The organism is Thalassovita mediterranea (genome assembly GCF_001458435.1).
Lineage (GTDB): Bacteria > Pseudomonadota > Alphaproteobacteria > Rhodobacterales > Rhodobacteraceae > Thalassobius > Thalassobius mediterraneus.
The window spans coordinates 428,576-453,247 of sequence record NZ_CYSF01000007.1; the positions used below are offsets into that span (position 1 = coordinate 428,576).

23 protein-coding genes are annotated in these 24,672 nt (G+C 60.0%); 11 read left to right on the plus strand and 12 right to left on the minus strand.

Annotated features, from left to right (window positions below; translation table 11 throughout):
• Positions 1-66 precede the first annotated feature (66 nt).
• From TM5383_RS09540 to TM5383_RS09565, 6 genes are all read left to right on the plus strand, one after another.
• The gene (locus TM5383_RS09540) at positions 67-471 is read left to right on the plus strand and encodes a cytidine deaminase (protein WP_058318789.1); all 405 of its coding nucleotides are present in this window, start codon (positions 67-69) and stop codon (positions 469-471) included.
• Between the two features lie 3 nt (positions 472-474).
• Positions 475-1,794, plus strand: a complete 1,320-nt coding sequence (locus TM5383_RS09545) for a thymidine phosphorylase (protein ID WP_058318790.1) — start codon at positions 475-477, stop codon at positions 1,792-1,794.
• Between the two features lies 1 nt (position 1,795).
• Positions 1,796-3,019 carry a phosphopentomutase gene (locus TM5383_RS09550; protein ID WP_058318791.1) on the plus strand — a complete coding sequence of 408 codons (1,224 nt, stop codon included), beginning with the start codon at positions 1,796-1,798 and terminating at the stop codon, positions 3,017-3,019.
• On the plus strand, positions 3,016-4,002 hold the full coding sequence (locus tag TM5383_RS09555; RefSeq protein WP_058318792.1) for an adenosine deaminase: 987 nt from the start codon (positions 3,016-3,018) through the stop codon (positions 4,000-4,002). Before TM5383_RS09550 ends, TM5383_RS09555 begins: the two co-directional genes overlap by 4 nt.
• Complete coding sequence (gene upp, locus TM5383_RS09560) at positions 3,999-4,631, plus strand: uracil phosphoribosyltransferase (RefSeq protein ID WP_058318793.1); 633 nt, start codon at positions 3,999-4,001, stop codon at positions 4,629-4,631. The genes TM5383_RS09555 and upp overlap by 4 nt, the downstream gene beginning before the upstream one ends.
• A gap of 73 nt (positions 4,632-4,704) precedes the next feature.
• Positions 4,705-6,186, plus strand: coding sequence for an SPOR domain-containing protein (locus TM5383_RS09565; protein ID WP_082645441.1), 1,482 nt, complete (start codon positions 4,705-4,707; stop codon positions 6,184-6,186).
• 41 nt (positions 6,187-6,227) lie between these two features.
• Here the strand turns inward: TM5383_RS09565 and TM5383_RS09570 are convergent, their stop codons facing one another.
• Entirely contained in the window at positions 6,228-7,289 is a 1,062-nt protein-coding gene (locus tag TM5383_RS09570; RefSeq protein ID WP_058318795.1) for a hypothetical protein, read from the minus strand.
• Positions 7,290-7,415: 126 nt separating this feature from the next.
• Positions 7,416-9,041 carry an AMP-binding protein gene (locus tag TM5383_RS09575; RefSeq protein ID WP_058318796.1) on the minus strand — a complete coding sequence of 542 codons (1,626 nt, stop codon included), beginning with the start codon at positions 9,039-9,041 and terminating at the stop codon, positions 7,416-7,418.
• Between the two features lie 164 nt (positions 9,042-9,205).
• Here TM5383_RS09575 and TM5383_RS09580 point away from each other — a divergent pair, with 164 nt between their 5' ends.
• On the plus strand, positions 9,206-9,865 hold the full coding sequence (locus TM5383_RS09580) for a sulfotransferase family 2 domain-containing protein (RefSeq protein WP_058318797.1): 660 nt from the start codon (positions 9,206-9,208) through the stop codon (positions 9,863-9,865).
• 36 nt (positions 9,866-9,901) lie between these two features.
• Here TM5383_RS09580 and TM5383_RS09585 read toward each other — a convergent pair whose 3' ends face one another.
• From TM5383_RS09585 to TM5383_RS09615, 7 genes are all read right to left on the minus strand, one after another.
• Positions 9,902-10,891, minus strand: coding sequence for a glycosyltransferase family 2 protein (locus TM5383_RS09585; protein ID WP_058318798.1), 990 nt, complete (start codon positions 10,889-10,891; stop codon positions 9,902-9,904).
• Between the two features lie 202 nt (positions 10,892-11,093).
• On the minus strand, positions 11,094-13,295 hold the full coding sequence (locus TM5383_RS09590) for a 3-hydroxyacyl-CoA dehydrogenase NAD-binding domain-containing protein (RefSeq protein ID WP_058318799.1): 2,202 nt from the start codon (positions 13,293-13,295) through the stop codon (positions 11,094-11,096).
• 22 nt (positions 13,296-13,317) lie between these two features.
• On the minus strand, positions 13,318-14,529 hold the full coding sequence (locus tag TM5383_RS09595; RefSeq protein WP_058318800.1) for an acetyl-CoA C-acetyltransferase: 1,212 nt from the start codon (positions 14,527-14,529) through the stop codon (positions 13,318-13,320).
• Positions 14,530-14,604: 75 nt separating this feature from the next.
• Positions 14,605-15,240: a glutathione S-transferase family protein gene (locus TM5383_RS09600; RefSeq protein WP_058318801.1), complete on the minus strand. Its 636-nt coding sequence runs from the start codon at positions 15,238-15,240 to the stop codon at positions 14,605-14,607.
• A 337-nt stretch (positions 15,241-15,577) separates the two neighbouring features.
• The gene (locus TM5383_RS09605) at positions 15,578-17,356 is read right to left on the minus strand and encodes an acyl-CoA dehydrogenase C-terminal domain-containing protein (protein ID WP_058318802.1); all 1,779 of its coding nucleotides are present in this window, start codon (positions 17,354-17,356) and stop codon (positions 15,578-15,580) included.
• 30 nt (positions 17,357-17,386) lie between these two features.
• Positions 17,387-17,791: a MerR family transcriptional regulator gene (locus tag TM5383_RS09610; RefSeq protein WP_058318803.1), complete on the minus strand. Its 405-nt coding sequence runs from the start codon at positions 17,789-17,791 to the stop codon at positions 17,387-17,389.
• A gap of 258 nt (positions 17,792-18,049) precedes the next feature.
• Complete coding sequence (locus tag TM5383_RS09615) at positions 18,050-18,424, minus strand: MerR family transcriptional regulator (RefSeq protein ID WP_058318804.1); 375 nt, start codon at positions 18,422-18,424, stop codon at positions 18,050-18,052.
• A gap of 126 nt (positions 18,425-18,550) precedes the next feature.
• On the opposite strand from TM5383_RS09615, the gene TM5383_RS09620 reads away from it, so the two are divergent.
• From TM5383_RS09620 to TM5383_RS09630, 3 genes are read left to right on the plus strand one after another with little or no spacing between them, the layout of a single operon-like run.
• Complete coding sequence (locus tag TM5383_RS09620; protein WP_058318805.1) at positions 18,551-18,973, plus strand: PaaI family thioesterase; 423 nt, start codon at positions 18,551-18,553, stop codon at positions 18,971-18,973.
• Positions 18,973-19,482, plus strand: a complete 510-nt coding sequence (locus tag TM5383_RS09625; protein ID WP_058318806.1) for a PaaI family thioesterase — start codon at positions 18,973-18,975, stop codon at positions 19,480-19,482. Before TM5383_RS09620 ends, TM5383_RS09625 begins: the two co-directional genes overlap by 1 nt.
• A complete protein-coding gene (locus TM5383_RS09630; RefSeq protein WP_058318807.1) occupies positions 19,475-20,827 on the plus strand; it encodes an MATE family efflux transporter in 1,353 nt (450 codons plus the stop codon). The genes TM5383_RS09625 and TM5383_RS09630 overlap by 8 nt, the downstream gene beginning before the upstream one ends.
• A 190-nt stretch (positions 20,828-21,017) precedes the next feature.
• Here TM5383_RS09630 and arsC read toward each other — a convergent pair whose 3' ends face one another.
• From arsC to TM5383_RS09645, 3 genes are read right to left on the minus strand one after another with little or no spacing between them, the layout of a single operon-like run.
• Positions 21,018-21,356, minus strand: a complete 339-nt coding sequence (gene arsC, locus TM5383_RS09635; RefSeq protein ID WP_058318808.1) for an arsenate reductase (glutaredoxin) — start codon at positions 21,354-21,356, stop codon at positions 21,018-21,020.
• Positions 21,353-22,411, minus strand: a complete 1,059-nt coding sequence (locus TM5383_RS09640) for a quinone-dependent dihydroorotate dehydrogenase (protein WP_058318809.1) — start codon at positions 22,409-22,411, stop codon at positions 21,353-21,355. The genes arsC and TM5383_RS09640 overlap by 4 nt, the downstream gene beginning before the upstream one ends.
• A complete protein-coding gene (locus TM5383_RS09645) occupies positions 22,408-22,746 on the minus strand; it encodes a DUF952 domain-containing protein (RefSeq protein WP_058318810.1) in 339 nt (112 codons plus the stop codon). Before TM5383_RS09645 ends, TM5383_RS09640 begins: the two co-directional genes overlap by 4 nt.
• A gap of 242 nt (positions 22,747-22,988) precedes the next feature.
• Here TM5383_RS09645 and TM5383_RS09650 point away from each other — a divergent pair, with 242 nt between their 5' ends.
• A complete protein-coding gene (locus TM5383_RS09650) occupies positions 22,989-24,569 on the plus strand; it encodes a bifunctional metallophosphatase/5'-nucleotidase (protein ID WP_058318811.1) in 1,581 nt (526 codons plus the stop codon).
• Positions 24,570-24,672 lie beyond the last annotated feature (103 nt).

Here is a 24,672-nt window from a genome sequence, read left to right on the forward strand (position 1 = left end):
CCCTTTGCTGCCGTTTGTGTCGCGAGTTTTGGGTGACGTGGATGAGAAGAGCAAAGGACGTAATCCATGCCGACCACCGAAACCCTGCTAGCCGCCGCCACGCGCGTGCGTGAAAACGCCCATGCGCCTTATTCGAATTTCAAGGTCGGGGCGGCCATTCTGGGCAAGGATGGCGTGGTCTATCAGGGCTGCAACGTGGAAAACGTCGCCTACCCCGAAGGCACCTGTGCCGAGGCGGGCGCAATTGCCGCGATGGTCGCCGCTGGTACCAAGGAACTGACCGAGGTGTGTGTGATCGCCGACAGCCCCGCGCCGGTGCCGCCCTGTGGGGGCTGCCGTCAGAAACTGGCCGAATTTGGCGCGCGCGATGTCACTGTGACGCTGGCGACCACAGATGGCACCAGCTTGCAGACCACCATTGGCGATCTGCTGCCCGGTGCCTTTGACATGTCCCATATGGAACGGACCTGAGCGATGGATGCCCCGACATTTGATGCGCGTGCAATCATTGTGAAACTGCGCGACCGCCAGCCGTTGGAGCGGGCGGAATTAGCGTGGTTTGCCCGTGGTTTGGCTGATGAAACCGTCAGCGACGCGCAGGCCGGTGCCTTTGCCATGGCCGCCCTGCTGAACGGTATGGACGAGGCAGGGCGCGTTGGCCTGACGCTGGCGATGCGCGACAGCGGCGATGTGATGCGTTGGGATCTGGACCGTCCAGTGATCGACAAGCATTCCACTGGCGGCGTCGGCGATTGTGTGTCGCTGGTTCTGGCCCCTGCGTTGGCGGCGTGCGGCGGCTACGTGCCGATGATTTCGGGCCGTGGCCTTGGCCATACTGGTGGGACATTGGATAAGCTGGAGGCGATTCCTGGCTATCGCACTGGATTGAGCGAAGATCAGTTTCGTCAGGTTGTGGGCGATGTCGGCTGCGCGATTGTGTCGGCCACCGGTGAGGTGGCGCCAGCCGATCGCCGCCTTTATGCGATCCGCGATGTGACGGGCACGGTTGAAAGCCTTGATCTGATCACCGCGTCGATCCTGTCGAAAAAGCTGGCGGCGGGCCTTGAGGGGTTGGTTCTGGACGTCAAAGTCGGCTCTGGCGCGTTTATGAAAACGGCGGATGAGGCGCGGGCGCTGGCCAACGCGCTGGTCAGCACCGCCAATGCCGCCGGATGCCAGACATCGGCGCTGATCACCGATATGAACCAACCGCTGGTGCCAGAACTGGGCAATGCGCTGGAGGTGGCAAGTTCGATGCGCGTCCTGACGGGGCGCAGCACGGGTGCGCTTCTGGATCTGACCGCCGAACTGGGCGGCGTGGCGCTGGCCAACGCTGGGCTGGCGGCGGATGCAGTGGCGGGCGCAGATCAGATCCGCGCCGTGATCGCAGATGGCCGCGCGGCAGAGGTGTTTGGCCGTATGGTCGCCGCGCAGGGCGGATCGCCACGGTTCATCGACGATTGGCGCAGCATGTTGCCAGAGGCACCGGTGATTTCAGAGGTCACAGCGCCGCGTGATGGCTACATCACTGCGATCAATGGCCACGCGCTGGGGTTGGCGGTGGTTGCCCTTGGCGGTGGGCGTCAGGTCGAAAGTGATGTGGTCAACCCTGCGGTGGGTCTGGCGGATGTTGCGGCCCTTGGGGTCCGAGTGCAGAAGGGTCAGACGTTGGCCTGCGTTCACGCCGCCCGCGAAGGCGCGGCAGAGCGGGCAGCAGCGGCTGTTGCTGGCGCGATCACCATCGGGGATGTGGCGCCGGATCTGCCCCCCCTTGTTCATGAAAGGATCGGCTGACATGGCACGAGCGTTTTTGGTTGTGATTGACTCCGTCGGGATCGGCGGCGCGCCGGATGCGGATCGGTTTTTCAACGGCGATTTGCCCGATACTGGCGCCAACACCATTGCCCATATCGCCGCCGCCTGCGCGGCAGGCGAGGCAGAGGAGGGGCGCAGTGGTCCCCTGCATCTGCCGAATATGGATGCGCTGGGGTTGGGCGCGGCGGTGAAACTGGCGTCTGGGGTTGATGCGGCGGGTCTGGGCGCCACGCCCACAGGCCGCTGGGGTGCCGCGACAGAGGTAAGCCCGGGCAAGGACACGCCATCAGGGCATTGGGAAATCGCCGGCGTGCCGGTGCCGTGGGATTGGCATTGCTTCCCCGACACGGTGCCCAGTTTCCCCGCCGACCTCAGCGCTAAAATTGCGCAGGCGGCAGGGACAGGCGGTATCCTTGGGGATTGCCATGCCTCTGGCACGCAGGTGATTGCCGATCATGGCGCGGAACATATTCGTAGCGGTTGGCCGATTTGCTACACCTCGGCGGACAGTGTGTTGCAGATCGCCGCGCATGAGGAACACTTTGGCCTCGACCGGTTGTTGCAGCTTTGCCAAGACATCGCGCCGATGGTGCATGAGATGAAAGTGGGCCGCGTCATTGCGCGCCCATTCGTGGGGGATGAGGCGAGCGGTTTCACCCGCACCACCAACCGCCGTGATTATGCCATTGCGCCGCCGTCGCCTACGCTGTGCGACTGGGTGCAAGGCGCGGGGCGCAAGGTCTACGGTGTTGGTAAGATTGGCGATATCTTCTCCATGCGGGGGATTGATGATCTGCGCAAAGGATCGGATGAGGTGCTGATGCAGCATCTGAAAGATCTGGTGGGTGAGGCGGAGGAGGGCAGCCTGACCTTCGCCAATTTTGTCGAATTTGACAGCCTTTATGGGCATCGCCGCGACATTTCGGGCTATGCCCGCGCGCTGGAATGGTTTGACCGTGAACTGGGCGCGGTTCTGGCGCAGCTGCGCGCGGATGACATGCTGCTTATTACGGCAGACCACGGCAACGATCCCAGCTGGTCGGGCACCGATCACACCCGCGAACGCACCCCTGTCTTGATCGCTGGCCTTGGCGCTGGCAGCATCGGGCAGGTGGGATTTGTAGACATTGCCGCATCGGTTGCGGCGCATCTGGATGTGCCCGCAGTGGGCAACGCTCAGAGCAAAGGACGGAGTTTCCTATGAGTTGGAAAGACACACCCAAGGTCGAATTGCATCTGCACCACGAGGGTGCTGCACCGCCCGCCTTCATCCGCCAGTTGGCGCATGAGAAAAAGGTCGATCTGAGCGGCGTTTTCAATGACGATGGCAGCTATGCCTTCCGTGATTTTGTGCATTTCCTCAGCGTGTATGAGGCCGCAACCTCGGTCCTGAAAACGCCGGAGGATTACGCCCGCCTGACCACCGCCGTGCTGGAAGAATGCGCCGCCAACGGGGTAATCTACGCCGAAAGTTTCATCAGCCCCGATTTCTGCGGTGGCCGTGATGTGGAGGCGTGGAAGGAATACCTGCACGCCATTCAGGAAGCGGCCACTAAGGCCGAGGCTGATCATGGCATTGTGCTGAAGGGGATTGTCACCTGTATCCGTCACTTTGGCGGCGAATGGGCGAAGGAAACCGCGCTCTGTGCGGCAGAGACCAAGGGCGATTTCATCACCGGTTTCGGCATGGGCGGGGATGAAAACCAGTTCACCCAAGGCACGTTCAAATGGGCCTATGACTGCGCCCGCGAGGCGGGATTGCAGCTGACCACCCACGCGGGCGAATGGGGCGGGCCAGAGTCGATCCGTCAGGCGCTGGATGATCTGAAGGTGGAGCGTCTGGGCCACGGTGTTCAGGTGATCGAGGATGCAGCGCTGATGCAGCGCGTGATTGACGAAGGTGTCACGCTGGAGGTCTGCCCGGGGTCCAACGTCGTTCTGGGCGTTTACCCGTCGATTGACGCCCACCCGATCAAACGCCTGCGCGATGCGGGGGTGAAGGTCACGGTGTCCACCGATGATCCGCCCTTCTTCCACACAACGATGACGCGGGAATATGAAATGCTGGAACAGGCCTTTGGCTGGGGACAGGATGATTTCACCGCGCTGAATCTTGTGGCAGCGGAGGCCGCTTTCTGCGACACAGCCACCAAAACAAAAATCAAGAAACGATTGGAAGCCGTATGACCGACCATCTGACCGTCGTAGATCACCCGCTGGTACAGCACAAACTGACCCAGATGCGTGACAAGGACACTGCCACCCCTGAATTTCGCCGTCTGCTGCGCGAGATCAGCCAGCTGTTGGCCTATGAAATCACCCGCGAGATGGAACTGACCACCAAAACTATCCAGACCCCGATGCAGGAAATGGATGCACCGGTGCTGAAGGGCAAAAAGCTGGCGCTGGTGTCGATCCTGCGGGCGGGCAACGGCCTGATGGATGGTGTGTTGGAGCTGATCCCCGGCGCACGTGTGGGCTTTGTTGGCCTCTACCGTGATGAGGAAACGCTGGAGCCGGTGCAGTACTACTTCAAGGTGCCGGAAAACATGGGCGACCGTTTGGTCATCGCCGTGGACCCGATGCTGGCGACCGGCAATTCGTCGGCCGCAGCGATTGATCTGCTGAAAGAGGCGGGCGCCACCAACATCCGTTTCATGTGCCTGCTGGCCGCACCCGAAGGTGTTGCGAAAATGAAGGAAGCACACCCCGATGTGCCGATCGTCACCGCGTCGCTTGATGAGCGCCTGAATGAAAAGGGCTACATCATGCCTGGTCTCGGCGATGCGGGCGACCGTATGTTCGGTACAAAATAAGCCCTGATTCTTTACAGGCTACCGCAACTCGTGCATTGTGCCCCTACATGTTGTGTGGGGGCACATTAGTAGTATGAAACGAGTTCTGTTATCCGCTTTTATCCTGTCGTCCGTTGGACTGACTGCCGGTTTTAACGCCGCGCCTGCTATGGCGCGGGGTGACACCAGTATTCCAGCTGAATTTCCGCCACTTAGTTACAAGGGGCGGCAATATGTCGACAGTCGCGGTTGTGTTTATATCCGTGCCAGCACCGGTGGTCTGGTGGACTGGATCCCGCGTGTGACGCGCACGCGCGACCATATTTGTAACGCGAAACCAACGTTTGCAGGCGGCATCGACCGCAATCTTCCGGTTATTCCGGATGAGGTTCCCGCGACCACGGCGACGGCGCCTAAAACAGCCGTTGCGCGCGCTCCGGCAGCTGTGACGCCGAAGCCAGCCACGCCCAAAGTGGTGGCGCGACCTGCGCCCAAGGTGGCTGCGGCGCCAGTTGCAAAACCACAGGCAAAGACACAGGTTCGGGCGCAGCCCACCCAACGCGCACCGCGTTTCACGTTGTCGTCGTTGTTTGGTGCAGGCGCATCCAAATCCAAGGCTAAAACCCAAACCAAACCCGTTGTTGCAGCAACAAAACCCATTGTGCCGCCGTTGCGCACCGCGCCACCTGCGCCGCGCGCTGTGGTCAATCCTGCCTGTGGCGGCGGTTCGGCTGTGTCGCAACGGTATCTGGGATCGGGCAGCGGTGTGCGGTGTGGCCCTCAGGCGCAGTCGCCGATCTTTGGCAATGCGCAAACTAACCGCGGATCGCTGTTTAATCCGATTAGCCCGGGTGCCCGGGTGACAGTGCAGACGCCGCGTCGATCGGTAACGCCATCGCAGCCGCAAAGACCGCTGGCCGCGACGCCGGGCCTTGCATCGTCTGCGACCCAACAACCCTATGCCAACCTGCCGAGCATTGGCGCAGGCGGGCAGCAGCGTATCGCGCCGCGCCATGTCTATGAGGCGCAGCAGAATGCCCGGATCGACACTGCCATCCCCGAAGGATACCGCCCGTTGTGGACGGATGATCGTCTGAATCCCAAACGGGCACACCAGACGGCAGCGGGTAAGGCAGCGATGGATCTGATTTGGACGCAGACTGTTCCGCGTCAGCTGATTGATCGTGCCTCTGGGCGTGATGTGACGCGGTTGTTCCCTGGTTTGCAGTATCCCTATACCAGCATGACGGAACAGGCCCGCGCACAGCAGCCCGCAGTCGTGTCCAGCAAGTCCTTTGTTGCCAAGCCCAAGCAGGCAAAACCGCAGCAGGGGGCGTCGGCTCAGGCATTGCTGAAAGCTTACGTTCAGGTCGCGACTTTTGCGCAGCCGGCCAACGCACAACGTACCGCTGGCGATCTGGCAGCCAAAGGGCTGCCGATGCGGATCTGGACTGCCAAACGTGGCGGTAAACCGGTGCAGTTGGTTGTTGTCGGCCCCTTCGCGGACAAGGGGCAGGCCAACGCTGCGCTATCTATTGTGCGCCGCGCTGGTTTCGGGGACGCCTACCTGCGTTAAGCGCAGACACAAACGCTAGATTTGAAAAATTGCGGGGGCGCTTAGCCCTCGCAGATGGCCTGCAGGCGCAGCCAGTCACCGTCGGTGAGAACCGGACGTGGTGCAGATTGCGGATAGGGGTCGGCCTCGATCAACGACAGGGTCGTTTCGCCAGTCGGATCAAGGGCATAGCCATAAGGCGACGATTTCACTTCAACCAGACGGAAGGCCGCGATCAGCGCATTGTCCCATGTGGTGCGTGCGGCGGGATCTTGTGGAAAGGCAGGGGCATGTGATCGGGCCAGTTCCGCCGCGCGCTGATCCAACGACCGCGCATCAAGATCGCCAGTCGTCATCAGGCGCAACGTTGCAATCAACCCGCTGGCACTGAGGTCGCGGTGCAGTGGGTCGTTGCTTTGGGCGCGCAACAGTTCGGCCAGTATGTAACCCGCCGCGACATCCGGATCGTCATGACGTTCCAGCAGCTCTGCGTTGATCACCAATAGATTGCCCGGCAGCATCAGCGTTGCGGGTTGATCGCCGCGCAGAACCGCGATGCGTAGATCGTTCTGGGCAATCGGCTGCAAGCGCGCAGCCAGACGATCCAGACTGGCGCGATTGCGGCGGTTGTCGCATTGTTGTGTGCTGGTCTGGGCCTGCAGGCGTTCTAGCAATGCGCTGCCGATGACCTGTTGTTGGCTGGTGGGCAAAACAGATGCAGCATGATCCACCAAGGCACCGGGCAACCAGAACGCGCAGACCGCCAGAACAGAGGCGAGGGACCCGCCCATCAATCCCCAGCGCAACCGGCCGGAACGGGGGCGGCGTTTGTGGATCGCGCGCTGCAGGGTTTCAATGGCTTCGACCATCGCATCCTCATCTGCACCCAGTTCCAGCGTCTCTGCGGCATCGCCGTCAGGGTGATAAATCGCAGGAACTTCGCCGGGGTTGGCGCGCACCAAGGCGGGCAGGGACCAATGGGTCAGGGGACGGTCCTGCATGTCCGACATCACCAGTGTGGCACGGCCGATAGACACAATCACCTCGCGGCGTTGTTCATCGGGGCCAGCGCGCCATAGCGCTGTCGCCTCAAGACGTTCGTATTTGCGTAGCGCGGTGCTCATTTCGGCTGCTCTGCCCGTTTTTTGTTATGGCATTTTGACCAGAGGTAACACGGGCGCAGGGCGGGCGGCAATGCGGGTTTACCCGCCCTTGAGGTGGTGGGAAGGGCGGGACCCTTCCCGCTGTTGTCAGAGAGATTTGGCCTGCGTGCGCAGCTCAAATTTCTGGATCTTGCCGGTCGAGGTTTTGGGCAGTTCTTGGAACACCACTTTCTTCGGCGATTTGAACCCTGCCAGACGCTCGCGGGCAAAGGCGATCAGGTCTGCCTCGGACGCATCATGCCCATCTTTGAGTTCCACAAAGGCGCAAGGAACCTCGCCCCACTTTTCGTCCGGTTTGGCGACCACCGCGCACAGCAGTACGTCAGGGTGCGCCATCAGCACGCCCTCCACCTCGACGGAGGAGATGTTTTCCCCGCCCGAGATGATGATGTCTTTCGCACGGTCAGAAATTTGCACGTAGCTGTCGGGATGCTGAATGGCGATGTCGCCAGTGTGGAAATAACCGCCTTTGAAGGCCTCTGCCGTGGCTTCGGGATTTTTCAGATAGCCTTTCATCACCCCATTGCCGCGGAAGACGATTTCGCCCTGCGTGGCGCCATCCATCGGGATCTGCTGCATCTGTTCGTCCACCACAGTGACATGTTCATAGGCGGGCATGGCGACGCCTTGGCGGGCCTTGATCGCGGCGCGCGCATCGCCCTCCAGGTGGTCCCATTCGTCCTTCCACGTGCATTCGGTGGCGGGGCCGTACACCTCGGTCAGGCCATAGACCTGTGTGATGTTGAACCCCATCGGTTCAATCGCGGCCAGTGTCGCAGGCGCGGGCGGGGCACCGGCGGTGAACACCTCAACCGTGTGGTCAAAGCTGCGGCGGTCTGCCTCTGGCGCATGGACCAGTGTGTTCAGCACGATGGGCGCGCCGCCGAAGTGGGTGACGCCCTCATCCGCGATGGCGTCAAAGATCGCCTTGGCCGTGATATCACGGCAGCAGATCACCGTGCCGCCCATCGCGGGCATCAGCCAAGTGTGACACCAGCCGTTACAGTGAAACAGCGGCACAATGGTCAGGTAGCGCGGGTGCAGGGTCATGCGCCAGCTGATCACCTGATTCATCGCGTTCAGATATGCGCCGCGGTGGTGGTAGACCACGCCTTTGGGCCGGCCGGTGGTGCCGGAGGTGTAGTTCAGCGCGATGCTTTCCCATTCGTCCTGCGGCATGATCCAGTCATAGTCAGGATCGCCAGACGCCAGCAGCGCCTCATATTCCATGTAGTGTCCATGGGCATGAACGCCTGCCTGATCATCCGCCACTTCGATGATTTCCGGGGCAGGGCCCTGCATCAGATCGAGCGCAGTGGCCAGCGCGGGCAGAAATTGGGGATCGCACAGCACCACCTTGGCCTCACCATGGTCGAGGATATAGGCGATGGTGTCGGGTTCCAGACGGGTGTTGATGGTGTTCAGCACCGCACCGCAGGCGGGCACGCCAAAGTGTGCTTCGGCCTGAGCGGGGATGTTGGGCAAGATGGTCGCCACCACATCGCCGGGTTTCACACCCCGTTGCACAAGGGCAGAGGCAAGGCGGCTGACACGTGCGTAATATTCGCCATAGGTTTTGCGATGGGTGCCATAGACCACGGCAGGCAGGTCACGATAGACAACGGCAGCCCGTTTCAGCCATGACAGCGGCGTCAGTGCCACATGGTTTGCCGCGTTTTTGTCCAATCCGGTTTCGTCTGCCATCCAGCCCATTGCACATCCTCCGTTACAATTGTGCGCGCATATTGTGCAGATGCAGCGAGATTGAAAAGAACGTATTTCTGCGTAAGGCGGAAATTTTGTTGCGAACGTATAGGTCGGGGCTATCCCGCGTGAACGGGCTTTGCCTATCCGGTGGAATTGACTAGTTTTGGGACATGTTCATCTCTCATGGCCGCCAATACATCTTCATCCACATCCCCAAGACCGGTGGCACCTCTATGGCGCTGGCACTAGAGGCCCGGGCGAAAAAGGATGATGTGCTGATCGGTGACACCCCCAAGGCCAGCCGCCGTCGCCGTCGGTTCCGCGAAGCAGAGACGCGCGGGCGGTTGTGGAAACACTCGACCTTGGCGGATATCGAGGGGCTGGTTGGCCCCGATGAGGTGGAGCGGTATTTCACCTTCACCATTGTGCGCAATCCGTGGGACCGGATGGTCAGCTATTACCACTGGCTACAGCGGCAGGATTTTGATCATCCGGCGGTGCAACTGGCACGTCAGGAGGAGTTTTCAGGCTTCTTGGCCCATCCAATGACATGGCAGGCGCAGAAAGCCGCACCAGCGCGCCACTATATGACGGATGCACGCGGCAACGAGGTGTGCGACCTCTATATCCGGCTGGAACATCTGGCCGAAGACATTCCGCCGCTAGAGGCGCATCTGGGATTGGCGCTGGAATTGCCGCACGTCAATGCTTCCAGCCGGACCCGCGATTACCGACGCTATTACAGCGACAGTGATGCAGCCTTTCTGGGTGAGATCTGCGCCGAGGATATTGAGCGGTTTGGTTATGCCTTTGACGATGTGATGGCGTGAGCGATAGGGCAGTGTTTATGAACGACGCTGCGCTACCTACCGAACCCTAGATCGCTCTTTCATTTGAGGTCTGGAGGCGGTTCGGCGCCAAAGAGCATAGGCACTTCGTACGTTGCCTGATAGCAGGGCACCCCGCAAAATCTGGTTGCGCAGCGCGCGGTCCTGTTCGGACGCGTCATTCGATTGTGCAAAACTGTTCAGAGCAAGCCCACACAGTTTTGCATGATCGCGCGTGAATTCAGCAGGGTTTGCAGCAAAGAATTTTAGCATTCCCCGCGCTATCTGCTGGCAGCTTTGGCTGGTTCGCGCAGGGTCCGCACGCCCCGTTTGGACGCAGAAGTGACAAAATGCAGCCGCCGCCGACGCGCAGAGGCCGCGTGCTGCTGATTGGGTCGAAACTTGTTTGTCGTGTATGCGGTATTTCAATAGGGTATCTGGCAAAATCTCGATCTCGCCTACACGGCTGAGGCGCAAAAAGAGATCGTGATCTTCTGCACCATCAAAGAGCCTACGGTATCCGCCGACTTGTCGCAAAGCGCTGGTCCGCGCCATAATCGTTGGGTGCATAAGTGTTGTGCGCGTCTGAAGCTGTTTCAGAATATCCGTTTTGGTCGGAGAGGGCTGGCTTTGCCAAGGCGTGTCAGTTGCACCGCAGAATTTATGGACGTTCGACCCCAGAAGTACCAGTTCCGGCGCCTCTTGAAAGCGTTGGTATTGCGTTTTGAAACGATGTCGAATGGAGATATCATCGGCATCCATACGCGCCACGAATGGCGCGCGCGCGTTGGCAAGGGCCTGGTTCAATGCGTCACTGATGCCCCACCCTGAGGCCGTGAACAGTCGGATGCGGCTGTCTGCATCCATCTGTTTTTGTAGCAACGCGCGGGTGCCATCGGTGGAGCCGTCGTCAACTACGATCAGTTCCAGATTTTCTAATGTTTGATGCAAAATGCTAAGAACAGCTTCTTCCACTGTGTCTTGTGCATTCTTGACTGGCATCAAGACGGAGATAAGCGGGCTATTCATCTGCCGCTTCTGATTTCAAAGTGTGACTTATCATCGGTTTAAAAGAACGTACTCAGTATTGATCGAACAAACAGTGCACTCATGCGCTTAAAACATGCGGCCGCCGAATGCCCTAATGTGGGCAATATGCGGGATTAAAACAAGAAACGCAAAAACGCGCCCCGGGGGGGCGCGTTTTGTTGTTTCAGCGGATCGCTTTGACTTAGGCGGCTTTGGCGGCTGCCGATTTGTCGAAGCGTCCGTAGAAGGATTGACCCTTCTCTGCCATTTCCAAGAGCAGTGCCGGCGGGGTGAAGCGATCGCCATACTTAGCGGCCAGTTCGGCGCAGCGTTCTGCCGCGTAGGGCGTGCCGATGATATCAACCCAGCTCAGCGGGCCACCGGACCAAGGTGCGAAGCCCCAGGCCAGAATGGCGCCAACGTCTGCTTCGCGGATGTCTTCGATCACACCCTCTTCCAGTGCGCGAACCGCTTCCAGAACCTGGCTGAACATCAGACGGTCCTGAACTTCGCGCAGATCGGGCTGCTCTTCGGCCAGCGGGTACTTGTCCTGCATGCCTTTCCAGTAGCCCAGACGCTTGCCCTTTTCGTCATAATCAAAGAAGCCAGCCTTGGACTTGCGGCCCAGACGACCTTCGCTTTCCATCCAGAACACCAGATCGTCCGACGGGCTTTCGGGATAGGCGTCGCCCATCGCGGCCTTGGTGGCGCGGGCGATTTTGGCGCCCAGATCGATCGAGGTTTCGTCGGTCAGCGTCACCGGACCCACAGGGAAGCCCAGCTGGCGTGCGGCGTTGTCGATCAGCACCGGTGCCACACCTTCGGTGACCATGCGGGCACCTTCGTTGATGTAGGGGATGATGCAGCGGTTGCAGTAGAAGAAGCGCGCATCGTTCACTACGATCGGGGTTTTGCGGATCTGGCGCACATAATCCAGCGCCTTGGCCACCGCGCGATCACCAGTTTGTTCGCCTTTGATGATTTCCACCAGCAGCATCTTCTCTACGGGCGAGAAGAAGTGGATGCCGATGAACTGATCCTTGCGCACCGACGCTTCGGCCAGGCCGGTGATCGGCAGGGTCGAGGTGTTGGAGGCGAAGATGCAGTCTTCGGGAATGATGGCTTCGACCTTTTTGGTCATTTCGGCCTTCACTGCGGTGTCTTCAAAAACCGCTTCGATGATCAGGTCGCAACCTTTCAGCTGTTCCAGATCAGGCGTTGCGGTGATGCGGGCCAGCATCGCCTCTTTCTTGTCGGCGGTGACTTTGCCACGCTTCATGCCCTTGTCCAGGTAGGCCTCGGTGTAGGCTTTACCCTTGTCGGCGGCTTCTTGGTCACGGTCGATCAGCACCACTTCGATACCGGCCTGCGCCGATACCAGCGCGATGCCTGCACCCATCATGCCTGCGCCCAGAACGCCCAGCTTCTTGACCGACTGGTCTTCGATGCCTTGCGGACGTACCGCGCCTTTGTCCAGCGCCTCTTTGTTGATGAAGAGCGAGCGGATCATTGCCGCAGACGATGGGTTCATCAGCACGTTGGTGAACCAGCGCGCTTCAACCTTCAGGGCGGTGTCAAACGGTACCAGCGCACCTTCGTAAACCGCGCTCAGCAGAGCTTTGGCGGCGGGGAAGGCGCCTTGGGTGTTGGCGTTCACCATGGCCGAGGCACCAACGAAGGTTTGGAAACCAGCGGGGTGGTAGGGGGCGCCGCCGGGCATTTTGTAGCCCTTTTCGTCCCAAGGCTTCACGATCTTGGGTTCGGACAGAACCCATGCGCGTGCGTCCGCCATCGGATCTTCGCTGACCTCATCAATCAGGCCAGCGCCTTTGGCTTTCTTCGGATCAACCTGTTTGCCCTGCAACAGGAACGGCGATGCGGCCATCGCGCCCATTTTGCGGGTCAGACGGGTGGTGCCGCCCATGCCGGGGAAGATGCCGACCATGATTTCCGGCAGGCCGATTTTGGCCTTGGGGTTGTCGGCAGCAAAGGTGCGGTGGCAGGCCAGCGGGATCTCAAAGCCGATGCCCAATGCGGTGCCGGGCATCACACAGGCCACAGGCTTGCCGCCTTTGTTGGTTTTGGGATCCATACCGGCGCGTTCGATCTTGCGCAGCACGCCGTGCATTTTCATCAGCCCGTCAAACAGCGCCTGTTCAGGGCTGTCGCCTGCGGAGTCTTTCATCTTGGCGATGACGTTGAGGTCCATACCGCCCGCAAAGGAACCCGGTTTGCCCGAGGTGATGATGATGCCTTTGACGGCCTCGTCTGCCAGCGCGTCATCCATGTGCGCGTCAAGGTCATAGAAACCTTGTTCGCTCATCACGTTCATGGATTTGCCCTGAGTGTCCCAGGTGATGGTTGCGATGCCCTCGGCATCTTTGGTCATGGTAAAGTCGGTCATGATCTAAACTCCTACCCCTGAATTACACGCGTTCGATGATGGTGGCTGCGCCCATACCGGAAGCAACGCAGAGAGTGGCAAGGCCGGTCTCTTTGTCCTGACGTTCCAGTTCATCCAGCAGGGTGCCGATGATGATCGCGCCCGTTGCGCCCAGCGGGTGACCCAGTGCGATGGAACCGCCGTTCACGTTGACCACCGAAGGATCCACATCAAAGGCCTGCTGGAAGCGCAGAACAACAGATGCGAAGGCTTCGTTCACCTCAAACAGGTCGAAGTCAGAGATCGCCATGCCGGTGTCGGCCAGGATCTTTTCGGTGACGGGCACGGGGCCGGTCAGCATGATGGTGGGGTCCAGACCGATTTTCGCGGTGCCGCGGACGCGGGCGCGGGGTTTCAGGCCGAACTTCTCACCGAACTCTTTGCTGCCCAGCAGAACGCCAGCGGAACCGTCCACGATGCCCGAGGAGTTACCGGCGTGGTGGATGTGGTTGATCTTTTCCAGATGCGGGTATTTCAGCATCGCAACCTTGTCAAAGCCGGGCATCACTTCGCCCATGTCTTTGAACGCAGGTTTCAGGCCGCCCAGCGACTGCATGTCGGTGCCGGGGCGGGGGTATTCGTCGCGGTCCAGAATGGTCAGACCGTTGATGTCCTTGACCGAGATGACCGATTTGTCGAAACGACCTTCGGCCATCGCCTGCGCGGCGCGGCGCTGGGATTCGGCGGCCAGTTGGTCAGCCTGTTCGCGGGTGAAACCATATTCGGTTGCGATGATGTCGGCCGAAATACCTTGCGGTACGAAGTAACCGTCGATCGCCAGCGAAGGGTCTGCTGCAATGGCAGCACCGTCGCTGCCCATGGGCACGCGGCTCATCATTTCGACGCCACCGGCGATGTAGCCTTCGCCTGCGCCACCAGCGATCTGGTTGGCGGCAAGGTTCACGGCCTCCATGCCCGAGGCACAGAAACGGTTGATCGACAGGCCGGGGATGCGTTCATCTAGATCGGACCCCAGAACGGCGGTACGGGCCAGACATGCGCCCTGTTCCATCACCTGAGTGGCGTTGCCCCAGATCACATCCTCAACGGCGTGACCTTCCAGATTGTTGCGCTCTTTCAGCGCGTTCAGCACGCTGGCCGACAGGTACGAGGGCGTCACCTCATGCAACGAGCCGTCCTTGCGGCCCTTGCCACGCGGGGTGCGCAGCGCGTCATAGATGTAGACGTCTTTCATTTTGTTGTCTCCTGTTTCTCTCAGGTTGAACTGGGTTTCAGTGGCTGATGTCCGGTCGCCCTGTCGGCCAATCGCTTAGGCGCGATCCGATGGGTGGCCGGGCATCAGGTCATAGGGGTGTTTCCAACCGTCCAGCTGTTCGATGTTTTTCAGCCAGCGGTCGATGTTGGGCCATTCGGCACGGTCAAAGCCGAACGGTTCGGGGTAAAGGAGGTAGCCACAGCAGGAAATATCTGCGTTGGTCAGCCCGTCGCCGACGATCCAGTCGCGGCCTTCCAGATGGGCGTTCAGCGTGGTGTAAGCGCCCTTCAGGCGGCCCAGCATAAAGCCGATGACCTCTTGCGGGCGTTTGTCCTCGGGGAGGAAGTTCATCAAGAAGCGGGTCATGCCTGCCTGACTGGACAGTTTGTGGTTGTCCCACAGAACCCAGCGCAGCACTTCGTATTTGTCGGCGTCAGACCCGGCGAATTTGCCAGACTTGTCGCTGATGTACTGCTGGATCGCGCCGGATTGGCTCAGTCGGATATCACCGTCGACCAGCACGGGCACTTCGCCCATGTTGTTGACCTGTTCCAGATAGTCGGCGGATCGCGCTGCACCTTTGAAGAAGTCGACAAATACCGGTTCCCAGTCCAGCCCTGACAGTTCAAGGGCCAGTGCTGCCTTGTAGGAATTGCCGCTTTCACCGAAGCAGTAGAGTTTGATCGTCATGGTTTTCCTCCCGAACCATACGCCGTCTGGCGTAGAAACTTGGTTTTCTTTTCGAACCAAAATGGCATGGCTGTACTAACGCACCCTTGGTGATCCCGTGCCAGTTTGACGAAGCGTCAAAACGATCCTCGGATCGGATGTGCAGGCAGCACCCTGCTGTTTGGTGGTCAAAGACTACCTGTCTCTTACCGTAGGAGAGATCACATCATTGCCATGTGACGGGGCGTCAGATCTGAAAAGAGCTGTGCCGCAATGACGATGTCACCTCTTGATTGGGCGTGGTCCTCCAACCTGCCCAAAAGGGCGGGCATTCTCATGCCCGCCCTCAAGGTTCTGATCAGAACTGGTCTGCGGCCAGCGACATTACCGGATCTGCGCCCGAGTTGATGCGCGCCAGGTGCATCTTGGTCGCGGGCAGACGGCGGGCCATGTAGAAACGGCCGGTTGCCAGCTTGGTCTCATAGAAGGCTTTGTCCGATGCGCCGCCTTCCAGGGCTTCGTGAGCGGCTTTGGCCATCTGCGCCCACATCAGGCCCAGGCAGACGTGACCGAACAGGTGCATGAAGTCGTTCGAGCCAGACAGCGCAGCGTTCGGGTTCTTCATGCCGTTCTGCATGAAGAACATGCCTGCTGCCTGCAGGTCCTTGGACGCTTCTTTCAGCGGGTCAAGGAAGTCAGCTTTCAGCGCTTCGTTGTCGGCGTTGTCTTTGATGAAGTTTTTCACCAGATCAAAGAAGGCCATCACGTGCTTGCCGCCGTCTACCGCCAGTTTACGGCCCACGAGGTCCAGCGCCTGAACGCCGTTTGCACCTTCGTAGATCATCGCAATACGGGCATCGCGGGTGAACTGAGACATGCCCCATTCTTCGATGTAGCCGTGACCACCGTAAAGCTGTTGCGCCTGAACGGTCATGTTGTAGCCTTCGTCGGTGAGGAAGCCTTTGATGACCGGGGTCAGCAGCGACACCAGACCGTCGGCGTCTTTGTCGCCGTCGCGGTGTGCTTTATCCAGCAGCTGAGCGCCCCAAAGCAGGAAGGCACGCGCACCTTCGTTGAAGCTTTTCTGGTCCATCAGCGAACGACGCACATCGGGGTGTACGATCAGCGGATCGGCCGGGCCATCGGGGTTTTTCACGCCGGTCACGTCACGGCCCTGCAGGCGGTCGTTGGCGTAGATGACAGCATTTTGGTAGGCCACTTCGGACTGTGCCATGCCCTGCATGCCCACACCCAGACGCGCTTCGTTCATCATGGTGAACATGGCGCGCATGCCTTTGTGCATGTCACCCAGCAGGTAGCCGGTCGCCTCATCATAGTTCATCACACAGGTGGAGTTGCCGTGGATGCCCATCTTCTCTTCCAGTGCGCCACAGCTTACGCCGTTGCGCGCGCCGACGGAGCCGTCTTCGTTCACGATGAACTTGGGCACGATGAACAGCGATACACCTTTGATGCCATCGGGGCCGCCGGGGATTTTGGCCAGAACCAGATGGATGATGTTTTTCGACATCTCATGCTCACCGGCGGAGATGAAGATCTTCTGACCCGATACCTTGTAGGTGCCGTCGTCCTGCGGTTCAGCCTTGGTGCGCATCAGGCCCAGATCGGTACCGCAGTGCGGTTCGGTCAGGTTCATGGTGCCGGTCCATTCGCAGCTGACCATGTTGGGCAGGTAGGTCTGTTTCTGTTCGTCAGTACCGTGCGCCAGAATGGCCGACGCCGCGCCGTGGGTCAGACCCTGGTACATGGTGAACGCCTGGTTCGAGGCAGAGAACATTTCACCTACTGCGGTGCTGAGGACCGCGGGCAGGTTCTGGCCGCCGAACTCTTCGGGCATGTCGAGGCCGGTCCAGCCGCCTTCGCGGACCTGATCAAACGCTTCCTGGAAGCCGGTGGGCGTGCGCACCACGCCGTTTTCCAGCGAACACCCCTCTTTGTCGCCAACCACGTTCAGCGGCGCCAGTACTTCGGAGGTGATTTTGCCAGCTTCTTCCAGAACGGCCGAGGTAAATTCGGTTTCCAGATCGGAATAGCCGGGGATGGTCGATTGGCTGACATTCAGTAGATCATGCAGGACAAACTGCAGGTCTTTGGTAGGGGCGGTGTAGCTAGGCATCTCTCTCTCCCGATTTACTTCTTGCCGCGATTACTCGGCGGCGTCCTTCTTTTCACTCAGCGAGGCGATCATCTCGGCGCCCCACTTCATCTGGTCTTTCAGCTCTTCGATCGCTTCGTTCAGCTCTTCGCGCTGACGTAGCATGTCGTTGAGGCGATCCTGGGCCACCTCATAGGTGCGGGTCAGCTGGGTCAGCTGCGCATCACCCATGTCGTAGAGTTCCAGAAGCTGCCGGATCTCTTCGAGCGAGAAGCCAAAACGCTTGCCTCGCAGGATCAGTTTCAGGCGGGCACGGTCGCTTTTGGTGAACAGACGCTTCTGCCCTTCCCGGATCGGAAACAGCAGTTCCTTCGCTTCATAGAAGCGCAGGGTTCTTGGCGTGACCTGAAATGCTTCGCACATTTCGCGGATGGTCATTGTGTCTTCTACGGTCATATTTCACGCTCCCCACGTTGGCCCCTGAAGACAGATCTAGAGCTGTCAGATAGGGCTACACCACTGATTTACGTTGACGTAATCAATACGTAACGTCACTTTGTTTCTTTACGTGGGATCAATCAAGGGAAAGCAAAAGCAGACCCCTAGTTACGCTCCGTCAGATGCAAAACAGCCCCGGAATCACCGGGGCTGTGCGCGACAGAATGAGACAATATTGCCTCTATTTTGCGTTGAAACGGCGTAAAAGCGGCAGAATCACCCTGCTTTGAGGGCCGTCATGGTTACGTCGTGCAGTTCTTGCAGTTCGGTGATTGCCTCTTCGATCTGCTGACGTTGCTCTGCCAGTTCCTGCAGCTGTCTGGAGGACATTTCCACCCAGGCCTTCTTCTGGGCGATGTCGCCTTCGTTTTCACGGATTAGCAACCACTGGCGAATATCTTCCAGCGGGAAACCGAACTTGCGGCCGCGCAGAATCAGCGTCATCCGGGCCACTTCGCGCGCGCCATAGAAACGCGACCGGCCCTGCCGTTCGGGCTGCAGCAGTTCGATGTATTCGTAATAGCGCAGGGTTCGCGGCGTTACGTCGAATCTTGCGCACATCTCTTTGAAGGACAGTCTGATGTCGGACATGGTCTAATGCTCCCTTGGGGGCAAGTTAGGACGTCGTTTTGGCAAGAGCAACAGGCAACCGTATTCGCACGCCTTGCGATCTGAGCGCGAAGGGGATCATATCGTCGCAGCAAGGAGGGGTCCGAAATGAGCGAAAAAGAGAGAAAAGCTGCCCAGCAGTTTATGGAGGCCATACCCCACGCCAAGGCGTTGGGGATGCAGTTTACCTCACTCGGGGATGGCTGCGCTGAGATGAAAATGCCCTATGATCAGCGGTTTATCGGTGATCCGGAAACTGGCGTCATTCACGGCGGCGCGGTTTTCGCGCTGCTGGACACCACCTGTGGCGCCGCGGTGATGGCCCATCCCGACGTGAAGGGAACAACCGCTACCATTGATTTACGCATAGATTATATGCGCCCCGCCACCCCCGGTCAGTCGATCCGTACACGGGCGACCTGCTACCGCGTGACCCGGTCTGTCGCTTTCGTGCGGGCCGAGGCATTGGATGAAGATGACACCTCGGTTGTGGCCACCGCCACGGGTGCTTTTGTAGCGGAGAAGAAGTGATGGCGCATAAACGACCAGAACCTGTGCAGGTGATCAAACAGCGTCGCGACGCCGCGCTACACGCGCTGGTGCATAGCGTGCCTTATATCGAATTTCTGGGGATCGAGTTTGAACGTCGCGGGGATGAGTTGACGGCGATCATGCCGTTCAAGGAAACGCTGATCGGGAACCCGATGCTGCCCGCATTGCACGGGGGGGCGACCGCTGCGTTTTTGGAAATGACGGCAATCATCGGCCTAAGTTGGGTGTCGCTCTGGGATGAAATCGAAACAGGCGGGATCGACGCCACCATGATTGAGGCAGGGCAACTGCCGCGCCTGCCCAAAACCATCGATTTCACTGTGGACTATCTACGCTCGGGCCTGCCGCGCGATGCCTATGCACGCGCACAGGTGAACCGGTCGGGGCGTCGCTATGGATCCGTGCATGTAGAGGCATGGCAGGACAACCGCGCCCGTCCTTTTGCGCAGGCCACGGGCCATTTCCTGATGCCGTCGCGGGATGGTTGATAACACTGCGCAACCGGTCACCCAATCAGAGGTGACGCACAAACGGGTGCTGCACATCGCGGTGCCCATTGTGCTGTCCAATATCACCGTCCCGCTTCTGGGGCTGGTGGATACGGGCGTTGTCGGTCAGATGGGGCAGGCGGCGCCGATTGGGGCTGTGGGGGTTGGCGCGGTATTTTTGGGCGCGCTCTACTGGATCTTCGGCTTTCTGCGGATGGGCACAACCGGACTGGTGGGCCAAGCGCTGGGCGCGGGCCGTATGGGCGAGGTTGCGGCGCTGTTCAGTCGGGCGCTGCTGGTGGCTGGCTTTGCTGGACTGGCGCTGATCCTGTTGCAGGGGCCGCTCTTTTGGGCGGCGTTCCAAATCTCGCCCGCGTCGGGCGAGGTGGAAGGCATGGCGCGGGCCTATATGCAGATCCGCGTCTGGTCCGCGCCAGCAGCCATCGCGCTCTATGGCGTCACGGGCTGGCTGATTGCCCAAGAGCGCACCCGCGCGGTGTTTGTTCTGCAAATCTGGATGAACGGGGTGAATATCCTGTTGGATCTGTGGTTTGCCCTTGGCCTCGGCTGGGGTGTCGAAGGCGTGGCCTTCGCCACGTTTCTGGCGGAATGGAGCGGTCTGGCGCTGGGCCTGTACCTGTGCCGCGATGTCTTTGCCAATCCGGCATGGCGACAGGCAGCGCGGGTGTTTGACCGCGCGGCGCTGCGGCACATGATGGTGGTGAACACCGATATTTTGCTGCGATCGCTGATGTTGCAGGCGATGTTCCTGTCGTTTCTCTTGGTCGGCGCGGGGTTTGGCGATGTGACGCTGGCGGCCAATCAGGTGTTGATGCAGTTCCTGCATGTGATTGCCTATGGGCTGGACGGGTTTGCTTTCGCGGTCGAGGCGCTGGTGGCGCAGTATTTCGGCGCCGGTCTGCGCGGGGCGATGCGGCGGTCGATCAAGCTGACCAGTATCTGGGCCGTGACGGTTGCCATTGCGATGACCGTTGGGTTTGCGCTGTTTGGCGGGACGATCATCGACACGCTGACCACGGCAGAGGTTGTGCGCGACGTGGCGCGGGTCTATCTGCCATATCTGGTCATCTGCCCGCTGCTGGGCCTTGGTGCCTATATGCTGGACGGGGTGTTCATCGGCGCGACGGCAACGCGGGACATGCGCAATATGATGGCAGTGAGTTTGGGCGTCTATCTGGCGGCTGTGGCGCTGTTGGTATGGGGATTGGGCCTAGGCAATCATGGTCTGTGGTTGGCGATGCTGGTCGCCTTTGTGGTGCGCGGCGGAACGCTGGCCAGCCGTTATCCGGCGCTGGAGGCGCGGATGGGTTTGGGGAAGCCATAGGTTTGTGGCCGACCCCGAGGGCGGCGCGCCGTTTGCACCGTCATGACTTCAAAGAGGTGAGGGAACACAGGCTTCCATCCTGTCTGCCAATCGCGTCTGCCCTGTCGGGCGGGGTCGGACGCGAACCGGTTCACTGCGTGATCCGGTAGGGTCGAGCGCGGCCCGGGCTGTCGCCCGAGCCGACCAAAACTCAAAGAATATCCAAAACCTGTTCCGGCGGGCGGCCCAATGCGGCCTTGCCATTGGCAAAGACCACAGGCCGTTCGATCAGCGCGGGCGTTTCTGCCATTGCTTTGATCAGCATGTCCTCTGGATCGTCTTTGCTCAGGCCCAGTTCCTTGAACGGTTTGTCCTTCACCCGCATCAGTTCCACGGCTGGGATCGCCAGCAGGCTTAGCGCCTCGCGAATCTCCGCCTCACTCGGCGCATCGTCGAGGTAGCGGCGCACGGTGACGTCGCCTTTGTCCTCTATCAACGCCAGCGTTTGGCGGGATTTGGAACAACGCGGATTGTGCCAGATGGTGATCATAGCCAGTCCCCGCGTTTGTGTCCCACAGCGTCGGTCACATTGGTGAACCCGTCTGCCTCTAGCAATTTATCCAGACCACGGGCGATCTCTGCCCCTAGCGACAGGCCGCCATAGATCAGCGCGGTGTAGAGCTGCACGGCGGAGGCACCGGCGCAAATCTTGGCATAGGCATCCTCGGCTGAGGCGATGCCGCCAACGCCGATGATCGGCAAACGGCCATCTAGCTGCGCCGACAATCGCGCCAGAACGCGGGTCGATTTTTCAAACAGCGGCGCGCCGGAGAGACCGCCAGCCTCCGAGGCATGCGCGCTTTGCAACCCATCCCGCGACAGGGTGGTGTTGGTGGCAATCACCGCATCAATGCCGGTGGACAGGGCCACCTCGCCAATTTCGGCAATCTCGTCGCTGGTCAGATCCGGCGCGATTTTCAGGAAGATGGGGATCGGGCGATCCAGCGCGTTGCGGGCCGTGACCACACCGTCCAGCAAGCTGGTCAGCGCCGCAGCGCCCTGCAGGTCGCGCAGTTTTTCGGTGTTGGGGGACGAGACATTGACCGTGGCAAAATCCAGATGCGCGCCTGTATGGGCCAGAACGCGGGCGAAATCGCTGGCGCGGTCGTCGCTGTCCTTGTTCGCACCAAGGTTCAGGCCCAGCACCATATCGCGCGGGCGCTGGGACAGGCGGGTGCCGATCGCCTCCATCCCTTCGTTGTTGAAGCCGAAACGGTTGATCGCGGCGCGATCTTCGGACAGGCGGAACAGGCGGGGTTTGGGGTTGCCGGGCTGCGGGCGGGGCGTTGCGGCGCCGACCTCGATGAACCCGAAGCCAGAGCGGGACAGGGGCGACAGCGCTTCGGCGTTTTTGTCAAAACCGGCGGCGATGCCCACAGGGTTCGCCATGTTCAGCCCCGCCACCGATGTGCGCAGGCGCGGCGATGTGACCATCCCCGCCAAAGGCACCGCGCCGGTGCGCAGCGCTAGTAGCGCTAGACCATGCGCGCGTTCGGGATCCAGACGGTGCAGGGCGCCAAGGCCCAGTTTTTCGATCAGTTTCATACCATCTCCTCCGGGAACTGGTGGGCGCCGTCGACCAAGGGCAGGGGTTTGTGCCAGCTGACGTCTGCCATGGTCATCTTGCGGTAAAGGTGTGGGAACTCGGCACCGCCGCGCGACACTTCCCACTTCAACGCATCGCCAAGGGCATCTGCGTCCAGTGCCACAAGGATCAGGTCAGCCTCACCGGCGAAATGCTTGGCAGCGGTTTCTGCGGCCTGCGTGGCGGTGGAAAAATGGACAAAGCCATCAGCGATGTCGATCGGCGCCCCATCGGTTTCGCCGTGATCGACCAGCACCTGCCATTCGGGTGCGCGAAATATCTTGTAAATCAGCATGGGCGCGTGATGCCGCCCTATGGCGCGTGCGTCAAGTGGTGCTGGGGCAATGGGGTGTCGCAACGGCTTTGGAATATGGAGCATGACCTGCGCCGCGTCACTGTCGCGATTTGGTTACATCGCCCCCCTAAGAGCATCGCAAGGGCAATATCCCGAAAGCTGGGCGATTTCCTGCACAGAGATTTTGACAGTTGCGCCAACACAGTGCAGGCTCCCGCCATAATTTAACAGAGAGGAAGACCATGTCTGTTCGTCTGCTTGCTTCTGCTGCCACCCTAGCGCTGAGCGCTGGCGTTGCTGCTGCTGATTTCAACCTGACCATTCTGCACACCAACGACATTCACAGCCGTATCGAATCGATCAACAAATACGATTCGACCTGTAATGCCGAGAGCGAAGCTGAGGGCAAATGCTTCGGCGGTGTGGCACGGATCAAAACCGCCGTTGACGCGAAACGCGCCGAACTGGCCGGTAAAAACGTGCTGGTTCTGGATGCCGGTGACCCGTTCCAGGGCTCGCTGTTTTACACCACCTACAAAGGCGCGGCTGAGGCCGAGTTTATGGAGGCCATCGGCTATGACGTCATGGCCGTGGGCAACCACGAATTTGACGACGGCCCCAAAGGTCTGGCCGATTTCGTTGATGCGGTGTCTTTCCCGGTCATTTCCGGCAACCTCGACCTGTCGTCCGAGCCGCTGTTGAAAGACAAGGTTAGCAACCACGTTGTGCTGGACGTGAACGGCCATAAGGTTGGCGTCATCTCCGTTCTGGCGACCGACACGGTTGAAACCTCTTCCCCCGGCGACAACGTCGTTTTTCAGGATGAGATTGAGAGCCTGAAGGCAGATGTTGCCGCGCTGGAAGCGGAAGGTGTGACCAAGATCATCGCGCTGACCCACGTGGGCCTGCCCAAGGATCTGGACATCGCGGCCAATGTGCCGGGTATCGACGTTGTGGTTGGTGGTCACTCCCACACGCTGCTGTCGAACACCAGCGATCGCGCCGCTGGCCCGTACCCCACCATGGTGGGTGATGTGCCGGTGGTTCAGGCCTATGCCTATTCCAAATATCTGGGTGAGCTGAACGTTACCTTTGACGCAGACGGCAAAGTGACCGCCGCCAGCGGTGAGCCGATGCTGTTGGATGCGTCCGTCACCCCAGATGCGGCGATCCTAGCCCGTGTTGGCGAAATGGGTGCCCCGATTGAGGAAATGAAGCAGCGCGTTGTTGCGGAAACCTCTGACGTGATTGTGGGCGACCGCGACGTCTGCCGCGCCAAGGAATGCACCATTGGTAACCTTGTTGCGGATGCGATGCTGGACCGTGTGAAGGATCAGGGCATTTCGATTGCGATCCAGAACGGCGGTGGTCTGCGTGCCTCCATCGACGCGGGTGAAGTGACCATGGGCGAAGTACTGACGGTACTGCCGTTCCAGAACACCCTGTCCACCTTCTATGTCAGCGGTGAAACCGTTGTGGCGGCGCTGGAAAACGGTGTCAGCCAAGTTGAGGAAGGCAAAGGCCGCTTCCCGCAGGTTTCGGGTCTGAAATACACCTTCGATCTGGCAGTTGCCCCGAACGAAGGCCGTGTTTCGGACGTGATGGTCATGGAAGGCGGCGCATGGGTCGCGATTGATCCGGCCAAGACCTACGGTCTGGTGTCCAACAACTACGTGCGCAATGGCGGTGACGGCTACAAGATGTTCCGCGACGCAGACAATGCCTATGACTACGGCCCCGATCTGGCCGACGTCACGGCAGAGTTCCTGGCCAAAAACGCGCCTTACACCCCCTATGTGGATGGCCGTATCACACAGAAATAAGTCGCCTTTGATAGGATGACGTGGAGCGCGCAGGGGAAATCCCCTGCGCGTTTTTCTTTGTCCCCAACGGGGGCAGGCGGAGGGGTTTCCTCACCCTGCAGGG

Bases quoted from the DNA above. Each gene is read 5' to 3' on its own strand.
- TM5383_RS09650 (WP_058318811.1), top strand. From the start codon at position 22,989: ATGTCTGTTCGTCTGCTTGCTTCTGCTGCCACCCTAGCGCTGAGCGCT.
- upp (WP_058318793.1), top strand. From the start codon at position 3,999: ATGACCGACCATCTGACCGTCGTAGATCACCCGCTGGTACAGCACAAA.
- TM5383_RS09540 (WP_058318789.1), top strand. From the start codon at position 67: ATGCCGACCACCGAAACCCTGCTAGCCGCCGCCACGCGCGTGCGTGAA.
- TM5383_RS09570 (WP_058318795.1), bottom strand. From the start codon at position 7,289: ATGAGCACCGCGCTACGCAAATACGAACGTCTTGAGGCGACAGCGCTA.
- TM5383_RS09575 (WP_058318796.1), bottom strand. From the start codon at position 9,041: ATGGGCTGGATGGCAGACGAAACCGGATTGGACAAAAACGCGGCAAAC.
- TM5383_RS09545 (WP_058318790.1), top strand. From the start codon at position 475: ATGGATGCCCCGACATTTGATGCGCGTGCAATCATTGTGAAACTGCGC.
- TM5383_RS09610 (WP_058318803.1), bottom strand. From the start codon at position 17,791: ATGACCGTAGAAGACACAATGACCATCCGCGAAATGTGCGAAGCATTT.
- TM5383_RS09630 (WP_058318807.1), top strand. From the start codon at position 19,475: ATGGTTGATAACACTGCGCAACCGGTCACCCAATCAGAGGTGACGCAC.
- TM5383_RS09605 (WP_058318802.1), bottom strand. From the start codon at position 17,356: ATGCCTAGCTACACCGCCCCTACCAAAGACCTGCAGTTTGTCCTGCAT.
- TM5383_RS09595 (WP_058318800.1), bottom strand. From the start codon at position 14,529: ATGAAAGACGTCTACATCTATGACGCGCTGCGCACCCCGCGTGGCAAG.
- TM5383_RS09590 (WP_058318799.1), bottom strand. From the start codon at position 13,295: ATGACCGACTTTACCATGACCAAAGATGCCGAGGGCATCGCAACCATC.
- TM5383_RS09600 (WP_058318801.1), bottom strand. From the start codon at position 15,240: ATGACGATCAAACTCTACTGCTTCGGTGAAAGCGGCAATTCCTACAAG.
- TM5383_RS09550 (WP_058318791.1), top strand. From the start codon at position 1,796: ATGGCACGAGCGTTTTTGGTTGTGATTGACTCCGTCGGGATCGGCGGC.
- TM5383_RS09565 (WP_082645441.1), top strand. From the start codon at position 4,705: ATGAAACGAGTTCTGTTATCCGCTTTTATCCTGTCGTCCGTTGGACTG.
- TM5383_RS09620 (WP_058318805.1), top strand. From the start codon at position 18,551: ATGAGCGAAAAAGAGAGAAAAGCTGCCCAGCAGTTTATGGAGGCCATA.
- TM5383_RS09585 (WP_058318798.1), bottom strand. From the start codon at position 10,891: ATGAATAGCCCGCTTATCTCCGTCTTGATGCCAGTCAAGAATGCACAA.
- TM5383_RS09555 (WP_058318792.1), top strand. From the start codon at position 3,016: ATGAGTTGGAAAGACACACCCAAGGTCGAATTGCATCTGCACCACGAG.
- TM5383_RS09615 (WP_058318804.1), bottom strand. From the start codon at position 18,424: ATGTCCGACATCAGACTGTCCTTCAAAGAGATGTGCGCAAGATTCGAC.
- TM5383_RS09645 (WP_058318810.1), bottom strand. From the start codon at position 22,746: ATGCTGATTTACAAGATATTTCGCGCACCCGAATGGCAGGTGCTGGTC.
- TM5383_RS09640 (WP_058318809.1), bottom strand. From the start codon at position 22,411: ATGAAACTGATCGAAAAACTGGGCCTTGGCGCCCTGCACCGTCTGGAT.
- TM5383_RS09580 (WP_058318797.1), top strand. From the start codon at position 9,206: ATGTTCATCTCTCATGGCCGCCAATACATCTTCATCCACATCCCCAAG.
- arsC (WP_058318808.1), bottom strand. From the start codon at position 21,356: ATGATCACCATCTGGCACAATCCGCGTTGTTCCAAATCCCGCCAAACG.
- TM5383_RS09625 (WP_058318806.1), top strand. From the start codon at position 18,973: ATGGCGCATAAACGACCAGAACCTGTGCAGGTGATCAAACAGCGTCGC.